This window comes from Paenisporosarcina sp. P4_D4 (assembly GCF_056401835.1).
On the sequence record NZ_JBFUIO010000094.1, the window covers coordinates 1 to 8,544 of the forward strand.

The window sequence follows — 8,544 nt, forward strand, 5'->3', positions numbered from 1 at the left end:
CTCCTGAGCAGCATGCCTCATTCAACTACTAAGCAGTTATTTAAAGTTAATATTAAAAACTTTAACATAGAAAAATCTTTTCGGTTAAAAGGAAAAAACGATGAATACTTTCTAGCGATACAAGATAATTTTCTTCAGTTACTGGACCTGGACAATATTGAGAATAATGTTGATTTGTTTTCTCAAATTTCTCCGAGAATTGAAGTACTCAGACACTCTGAAGGCAATAATGCTGTGGAAGCTAAAATTACTAAACGACAGATTAACTACTTGACCAATAATTCGATAGAAGACCTTGAAAGAATTTCAAGTCATGTAGACAGTTTAAGTTCAAAGACGATTGGTTCATCCTCTGATAAAAGTTTTTACATTGTGTTAAATAAGTTTCAAAGCGAACCAAGTGAACTCGGTCTTTTCAGATTAATAAAAGATGGAGACGACTCATTCCGAAAGGAAAAACTAGCTGATGAACCCATAGATCCAAACAAACCTATAGCAATCATCGTCCACGGATTGGTATCCAGTATAGGTGCTTCATTCTTCAATTTGTTTAATACACTAAGTCATGACTATGAAGTTTTTGGTTTTGAATACCTCACAGTAGATGAAAGAATAAGAGACAATGGGATTTTCTTGGCTAAAGAAATAGAGAGTTTAAAGAAGAAGTATCCTCAGAAGGAAATATTAATCGTAGCTCATAGCATGGGGGGACTGGTCAGCCGTTCTGCTTATATCGAACAAAAGGCACCGATAGATAAAATCATCATGGCTGGAACACCGAATAATGGCTCGATCTTGATTAGTGTCCCAATGTTAGCTCGAAAATGCTTAATCCTGTATGGCATACTTAGTAACATAATGGGCAAAAACTCAATAAAAAGTGAAGACTTTTGGCACTTGGTAAGGCCAGGGAATTTACAAGGTTTCCATGATCTCGCCAATAACTCAGATTTTATTAGCCAATTAAATTCAAGTGATTTAATAGATGCCAATAAAAAGTACTTTGCATTAGCCGGGAAAAATCTGGGTCTGTTGAATGACGGGATCGTACATACGGACAATATGGTGACCATTAACGAAATCAAAATTCCTCACACTACACATGGATGGAATCATTTTTCGTATTTTAACGAAACGGATATAGATATTTACCTGAAACGAGCGATCAATTATTTAAAATAAGGACAAACAGAAACGAAGGAAGTGACGTGGTCACATCCTTCGTTTTTTGTTCTTATATGAGCAGTCTTTGTCCATACATCCCCAATACCAGTTATTATTGAAGGAAGGAATGTTAGTTTACGAGAGAGGTGCTTTTGCAAGATGAAGGATTTTCAAGATTACGAAATGCTGGATGTGATTGGGGAGTTGTTTTCGGATGAAATCTCGATTGCTGTATCCGACGGGGAACACTATGTATATTACCGTCCAAGCGTCCGAGTGGATTTGAAAATAAAGGCGGGGGACATGGTGAAACCAGGGTCGCTAGCCCACAAGGCACTATCCTCTGGACAAAAGGTCTCGGACTTCATCAATCGTGATGTGTTTGCTGTTCCATACCATGGCATGGCCGTACCTTTCCACCGTGATGGAAAAGTCGTTGGAAGCGTAACAGCCATTTATCCTTCTTTCACGGAAGGGAAGTCTGTCGTCATGCTGAAGACTCAGGACGGGTGGGTTCCAGTGCCATTTACAGATGTGAAGTTTCTGGAAGTGCGAGGGAAGAAAACGCATATAGAAGCAAATGGAGTTTCGGGTACTCATCGCAAATCTCTCCAGGCGTTTGAATTTATTTTGCCACGTGAGTTGTTCGTTCGTTGCCATCGCTCGTTTATCGTCAATGTCCACCAGATTCGCGAAGTCTTTCCGGATACGCATTCTACACTCGTGTTGCTGATGAATGACGGAACGAAAATTCCGGTGAGTCAATCGTATGCCAGCTATTTTCGGAAGTTACTTGATTTCTAATCTACTGTTTCAGCGAGGGATTTGCCTGTTTCAGCGGGTAAATCCCTGTTTCTTTCCCTAAACCTCAAAATCAGTATTTTGTTTGTTAGAATTATTGAAAAAGTCATGAAATAGAGGGTTTTTAATATGGAAGAAAAATTAAAACGAATCAAACACCCGGATTTAAAAAATCGCGTAGTTACGCCTGAAGAAGCGGCAACGTGGATTAATGATGGGATGACGCTAGGCCTAAGTGGGTTCACACGTGCAGGAGATGCGAAAGCGGTCCCATTTGCGTTAATCAAGCGTGCCGAAACTGAAACATTCAAAGTGAATATATATACTGGTGCTTCTCTTGGCTCGGATATCGATAAGGCTTTTGCAGAAGCGGGTATTGTCGGAAAACGATTGCCATTCCAAGCAGATCCGACTATGCGTGGCAAAATAAATGATGGGGAAATGCTGTTTGTCGATCAACATCTGTCGCATACGGCAGAATTTATTCGTGCGGGAGTTATTGGTCCGATTGACTTTGCAATTTTGGAAGCGGTTTCAATTTCGGAAGATGGCTTGATTATCCCAACGACATCGGTTGGAAACTCATCGATTTTCGCAGAACATGCGAAGCACATCATTGTGGAAATCAATATGGCGCAGCCAGAAATGCTTGAAGGTCTACATGATATTTATGACACAGGACAACAAGGTGAACGTAAACCGATTCCGTTAATGAACCCAGATGACAGAATTGGGACCTCTGGTATTAAGATTGACCCAGCGAAGATTAAAGGAATCGTTTTCACGAATCCGATGGACTCACCTTCTACGATCGTCGCTCCAGATGCTGAAACTAAGCAAATGGCAGATCATTTACTCGAATTTCTACGTTCAGAAATTCGCGTAGGAAGACTGACGGATAAACTCGCACCACTTCAATCGGGAATCGGCTCTGTGGCAAATGCTGTGTTACACGGGATGATCGATTCGGAATTCACCGATCTTGATGTCTATTCTGAAGTGTTACAGGATTCGGTTTTCGACTTAATTGATGCAGGAAAAGTGAAATCAGCTTCTTGCTGTTCGATTACATTATCAGAGGACAAAATGGACAAAGTGTTCGGTAACTTTGAGAAGTACCGCGATAAACTCATCATGCGTCCTCAGGAAATCTCGAATCACCCGGAAATCATTCGTCGTCTCGGACTCATTTCAATCAATACGGCCTTGGAGTTCGACATTTACGGAAACGTCAACTCGACTCATGTATCAGGTACGAAAATGATGAACGGTATAGGAGGATCCGGCGACTTTGCCCGAAACGCACGTCTTGCGATTTTCGTTACGAAATCCACCGCAAAAGGCGGCAATATTTCAAGCATCGTCCCGTTTGTGTCGCATGTTGACCATACCGAACACGACGTGGACATCGTGGTTACCGAACAAGGCTACGCTGATTTGCGAGGCTTAGCTCCACGAGAAAGAGTACTAGTAATTATTGAAAACTGTGCACATCCAACATATCGTGCACAATTATTGGAATATTACGCAGAAGCCTTAACACGTGGCGGCCAGACCCCACACGTACTCGAAAAAGCTTTCTCGTGGCATACCAACCTTAAACAAAATGGGACTATGCTACATGAAGTTGGGCAGTTGGTTTAATAATAAGAAGATGAAAAGATGCCTGTTGCTTCATTTAGAAATGAGCAACAGGCATCTTTAAATAGTGATAATTTTTATTTCTATCAATATTTATGTATTTCTATGATAATATTATCATGGTTTTATTGGACTAAAGGATGAACAATGATTTAAGTGGAATCGTAGTCTCCAAAAACTAATGGTTCAATACATAAATTTGGAGGGAACATTTTTGCTAGACATACTTAGCTTAATAGGGATATTCCTGTTATACGTTTTATTATTTATATACTTTATCATCGTGTGCATCTTTTCTGCTTGGTGGAATATTCTTCTCGTCTTATTGATTTTGCTAGTTGCTAAATGGTACAAGGTTAGAAAGAAAAAGGGCCAATCCATATGGCAATGGAGACTCATGATTATACTAGCTTTACTTTTATTGCTATGGTTTTTGATTCCTTGCATTATTGAACACTACAAAGAATGGGATGAACAACCTGTAAATGAATCTGAATCAGACACTGATACTGAGTCTGATACAAGTTTAATTGCACCCGTAAAAGTGATTGATGACGCAGATAAAAAGAAAAAGCAACAGGAAGAAAAAGAAAAGGCTGAACAGGCTGCTATAGAAAGAGCAGAACAAGCCGAGAGAGAGAAAGCGGCACAGGCTGCAAGAGAAAAGGCAGAGATGGAAAAGGCCGATCAAGCTGCTAAGGAAAAAGAAGAACGTTCCTGCATGAAAATCAAAGGGAATATTTCCAGCTCAGGTGAAAAGATTTTTCATGTACCTTCAGGAGACTACTACGATATAACAGAAGCTGAAGATACTTTCTGTACAAAATCCGCAGCGCGGGCTGCTGGGTATCGGGAATCAAAAAGATGATTGTTCCGCAGCAAACAACTATTTTATAACTTAATTTAGAAATCCAGAAACCAATTGGTTCTGGATTTTTTTATGTTTTTGAGTTGGTGACATATAACATTATTACGAGAAATCCCTAAAAAGTAGTGTACTCATATACTTCCTTCATCCGATTTTTCAAAGCGAATGTGAAGAGCGGGACTACTTGAAGTAAATATAATTAATGTAAAAATAATTTTTCGAGTGAAAAACCTTGTTAGGAGTAGGTATTAAGGTTAAGTACTGAAAATATCATAAAAAAGTTTATTGACGGTTTTAATTATTTTGATTATTCTAACATAAAGCTAAATTGTATACAGTCGACAGTCGACGAAAAAGAAATGAGATGAGGATCATAGAAGCAATCGTGAAAAAAAGGGCTACTTTAAAAACTCAAGTGTATGACTACTTGAAAGAACAAATCCTTATGGGTCGTTTGAAGCCTGGTGAAAGATTGATAGAGGAAAAGATTGCAGAGGAATTGCAGGTCAGCCGAAGCCCGATTCGTGAATCAATCCGTATGCTTGAAAAAGATGGGCTGCTTTTCGTAAATAATTCTGGCGGGGTGACGGTTGTTGAGCCGTCAATCGAAGATTATCAACATCTGTATGAGTGCCGGGTTGAGATGGAGCCGCTAGCCGCTTTTTATGCAGCTGAACGCAGGACCCATGAACAACTTGAGACCATTCGTACTTCTTTATTGCAGATGAGTAAAATTTCAGAAACTAATAACCTGAAAAAAGTCCATGATACGAATGTGAATTTCCATGAAGCCGTTGTTATGGCAACCGGAAACAAGTTTCTCGTTACCATGCTGACGGCATTTCGAGGGGTTAATAGTTTTTATCGCAAATCGATACTCGATGAAAATCCGCTCCATATGGAACATGCCATTCATGAGCACCAACAAATTTTTCAGGCAATTGTGGATCAGGATGCGGAAGCAGCCAAGCGTTTAATGAAAGCTCATATTGAAAGCGATTACAATTTGTTTATGGAATTTTGCTCGAAAGATTTAGGAGGGTAAGAAATGTCAAAAAAGCTGCCACTTGAAGGTGTAAAGATTTTGGAATTAGGAAACTTGGTCGCTGCTCCATTTGCAGGGAAAATCCTTTCCGAGTTTGGTGCTGAGGTTATCAAAGTTGAAGAACCAGCGAAAGGGGACCCGCTGAGGAATTGGCGTGTGATGCACAATGACACATCGGTTTGGTGGTATGTGCAATCTCGAAATAAGAAATCGATAACAGTGAATATGCGTGATCCTGAGGGCCAGCATATTATTCGTCAACTTGCAGAGAAAGTGGATGTCGTTCTTGAAAATTTCAAACCTGGAACTTTGGAAAGATGGGGTCTTGGATTGGAAGATTTACGTAAGGTCAATCCATCCATCATCATGACCAGGGTTTCAGGTTATGGTCAAACGGGTCCATATCGAGAAAAACCTGGATTTGGAAGTGTGGCCGAGGCAATCGGTGGCTTAAGGTATTTGACCGGTTACCCTGACTTACCCCCAGTGCGGGTCGGCATTGCATTAGGAGATTTGGTTGCTGGACTTTATGCAGTCATTGGAACGTTGATGGCATTGCGTGCAAGAGAAGAAGATCCAGAAAAACAAGGCCAGCTCGTTGATGTCGCACTCTATGAATCTGTTTTTAGTTTACTAGAAGGAATTTTACCCGAATACGATTTAACGGGGATGGTAAGAGAACGGACAGGTAGTACACTACCAGGAATCGCCCCTTCAAACACATATGAATGTGCTGATGGAAAGCATTTGGTTATTGGTGGGAATGGGGATCAGATATTCAAACGTCTAATGACAGCAATTGGCCGAGATGACCTGGCGAATGACCCGACTTATTCAACCAACCAAGGGCGAGCGGACAATGTAATTTTCATTGATTCAACCATTGAAGAATGGACGAAACAGCATCCATTAAAAGAGGCTCAGCGAATATTAGATGAAGTATCCGTACCGGTAGGTCCTATATATGGAATCAAGGAAATTGTTGAAGATGAGCAATACAAGGCAAGGGAAATGCTGCAGGAAATAGTCTTGCCTGATGGAACTAAAGTTCTTGTTCCGGGGGTTGTGCCAAAGCTTTCGGAAACGCCAGGAGAAATCAAATGGAGCGGTCCAAGTCTTGGTCAACACAACGAGGAAATTTACACGGAGTTTATGAATTTTTCTTTTGATGAGTTCAAAAAACTGAAAGAACAAGGAGTCATATAAATGGCGGATGTGAAAATTATCGATGTCAGTCCCCGTGATGGGCTGCAAAATGATCCCAAGCTGATTTCAACCGTGGAAAAAGTGAATCTAGTAAAACATTTGCTAGAGGCTGGTTTAAATACTGTGGAAGTAACTTCATTTGTTCACCCAGTGAAAGTGCCGCAGATGGCAGATGCTTCAGAAGTATTGAAAGTGGTAACTAAATGGACAAGCTTGCAAGCTATAGCCCTTATACCAAATTTAAAAGGGTATGAGCGAGCAAAAGAACATTCACTTTCTGAAGTTAACTGGGTCAGTTCAGCTACTGAAAGTTTTAACCAGAAAAATATTGGTTTATCAATCGATGAAAACCTTAGTCAGTTTGAAACGCTTGTGGTACAAGCCAAAAAGGATGGGATCAAAACTTGCTTTTCAATTGCAGTGAGCTTCGGCTGTCCATATGAAGGTGAAGTGTCGGAAGAGCAAGTTTTGAATCTCGTAAAACGAGTGAAAGATGCTGGTGCTGATCGAATAGGCATTGCCGATACAATTGGAATTGCCACTCCAGATCAAGTGGAACGATTGATGAAAAAGGTTATTGAAGTCGCAGGCGAAATACCTGTTACTATACATTTGCATGATACAAGGGGGCTCGGATCTGCAAATGCGTATGCTGCTTATCAAGCAGGCGTAAGAATTTTTGAAACGGCGGTATCTGGCATAGGTGGTTGTCCATTTGCACCGGGTGCAGCAGGAAATTTAGCAACAGAGGATTTAGTGTATTTATTTCACCGAATGAACATCGACACAGGGTTGGATTTTGAAAAATTACTTGATGCTGCTGACTATGCAGCGAGTCTTTCTTCGAAAAATCCATTGGGTCGCATCAGACATGTAGAAAGAAAACAAACAAAGGGGATATTAGCATGAAAAAATGGATGAAGGCAATTACGTTCTTAATGATTTCTATGTTCTTATTGTCAGCATGTAACTCAAAAGAACCTGAAACAAAAGCAGTCAATGCAAGTGGGGACGGGTACGAAGAAACGACTATCAGATTAGCTTATAACTTGCCGGCAGATCACCACATCGCTAAAGGGCTTGAAAAATTCGTGAAAGATGTCACTGAAAAATCTGATGGTGCTATAAAAATGCAAGTATATCCAGCAGGCCAATTATTAAATGATAAGGATATGAACCAGTCCATTCTTACTGGTGGCGTTGAAATGGGTGTCAATTCTTCGACGCTTTGGGCAAGTACAGTCCCTGCAATGGGTATTTTTGATGTTCCATACGTATTCTCAGACTATGAAAAAGCTGGTGAGGCTTTAAGCGGTGAATTCGGGAATAAATTACGTACTGCTATGGAAGAAAAGGGTGCCAAGGTTCTCATGTTTGCTGACTATGGTTATGCACAATTCGCAAACAACAAACGTCCTTTGGAATCACCTTCCGATTTCGAAGGATTGAAGATCCGTAGTATCGGTGACATTCCTTCTGAAATGATCAAAGCATATGGAGCTTCCCCTGTATTCATGGGTGGTGGAGAGGTATATATGGCACTTAAACTAAATACAGTCGACGGAGCCACATCAGGAACAACTGCAATGGTTCAAAGAAAGTATGATGAAGTAGCAAAATATTTAACTATCAATAATTATGCGTACCTCGAGTTTTTATTGGCAATTAATCAGGACTTCTGGGATAAACTTCCTACAAAAACACAAACGCTATTGACTGAAACTGCTAAGGAATCAGAAGAATGGATTCGTGCACAAGCCCAGTCAGAAGATGAAAAGACTGCTAAGCAGTTGGAGGAAAAAGGAATGGAAGTTTATGT

8 protein-coding genes are annotated in these 8,544 nt (G+C 40.4%); all 8 read left to right on the forward strand.

Annotated elements, in window-relative coordinates; all coding sequences use genetic code 11:
* Positions 1-1,182, forward strand: a 1,182-nt coding sequence (locus AC1DSL_RS14360) for an esterase/lipase family protein (RefSeq protein WP_477532681.1), incomplete at its 5' end; no start/stop codon positions are given.
* 141 nt (positions 1,183-1,323) lie between these two features.
* The gene (locus AC1DSL_RS14365; protein ID WP_016428197.1) at positions 1,324-1,968 is read left to right on the forward strand and encodes a LytTR family transcriptional regulator DNA-binding domain-containing protein; all 645 of its coding nucleotides are present in this window, start codon (positions 1,324-1,326) and stop codon (positions 1,966-1,968) included.
* Positions 1,969-2,094: 126 nt separating this feature from the next.
* Entirely contained in the window at positions 2,095-3,609 is a 1,515-nt protein-coding gene (locus AC1DSL_RS14370) for an acetyl-CoA hydrolase/transferase family protein (RefSeq protein WP_477532682.1), read from the forward strand.
* Positions 3,610-3,820: 211 nt separating this feature from the next.
* Positions 3,821-4,474 (forward strand): sunset domain-containing protein, encoded by a 654-nt coding sequence (locus AC1DSL_RS14375; RefSeq protein WP_477532683.1) that lies wholly within the window; start codon positions 3,821-3,823, stop codon positions 4,472-4,474.
* Between the two features lie 364 nt (positions 4,475-4,838).
* Positions 4,839-5,519: a GntR family transcriptional regulator gene (locus tag AC1DSL_RS14380; protein ID WP_477532684.1), complete on the forward strand. Its 681-nt coding sequence runs from the start codon at positions 4,839-4,841 to the stop codon at positions 5,517-5,519.
* A gap of 3 nt (positions 5,520-5,522) precedes the next feature.
* Positions 5,523-6,725, forward strand: coding sequence for a CaiB/BaiF CoA transferase family protein (locus AC1DSL_RS14385; protein WP_477532685.1), 1,203 nt, complete (start codon positions 5,523-5,525; stop codon positions 6,723-6,725).
* Complete coding sequence (locus AC1DSL_RS14390) at positions 6,726-7,634, forward strand: hydroxymethylglutaryl-CoA lyase (protein WP_477532686.1); 909 nt, start codon at positions 6,726-6,728, stop codon at positions 7,632-7,634. It begins immediately after the preceding gene.
* On the forward strand, positions 7,631-8,544 hold a 914-nt coding region (locus tag AC1DSL_RS14395), incomplete at its 3' end, for a DctP family TRAP transporter solute-binding subunit (protein ID WP_477532687.1). The genes AC1DSL_RS14390 and AC1DSL_RS14395, both read left to right, overlap by 4 nt.

Excerpts from the sequence above, each read along its gene's own strand:
- AC1DSL_RS14365 (WP_016428197.1), top strand. The coding sequence starts at position 1,324 with ATGAAGGATTTTCAAGATTACGAAATGCTGGATGTGATTGGGGAGTTG.
- AC1DSL_RS14370 (WP_477532682.1), top strand. The coding sequence starts at position 2,095 with ATGGAAGAAAAATTAAAACGAATCAAACACCCGGATTTAAAAAATCGC.
- AC1DSL_RS14380 (WP_477532684.1), top strand. The coding sequence starts at position 4,839 with ATGAGGATCATAGAAGCAATCGTGAAAAAAAGGGCTACTTTAAAAACT.
- AC1DSL_RS14385 (WP_477532685.1), top strand. The coding sequence starts at position 5,523 with ATGTCAAAAAAGCTGCCACTTGAAGGTGTAAAGATTTTGGAATTAGGA.
- AC1DSL_RS14390 (WP_477532686.1), top strand. The coding sequence starts at position 6,726 with ATGGCGGATGTGAAAATTATCGATGTCAGTCCCCGTGATGGGCTGCAA.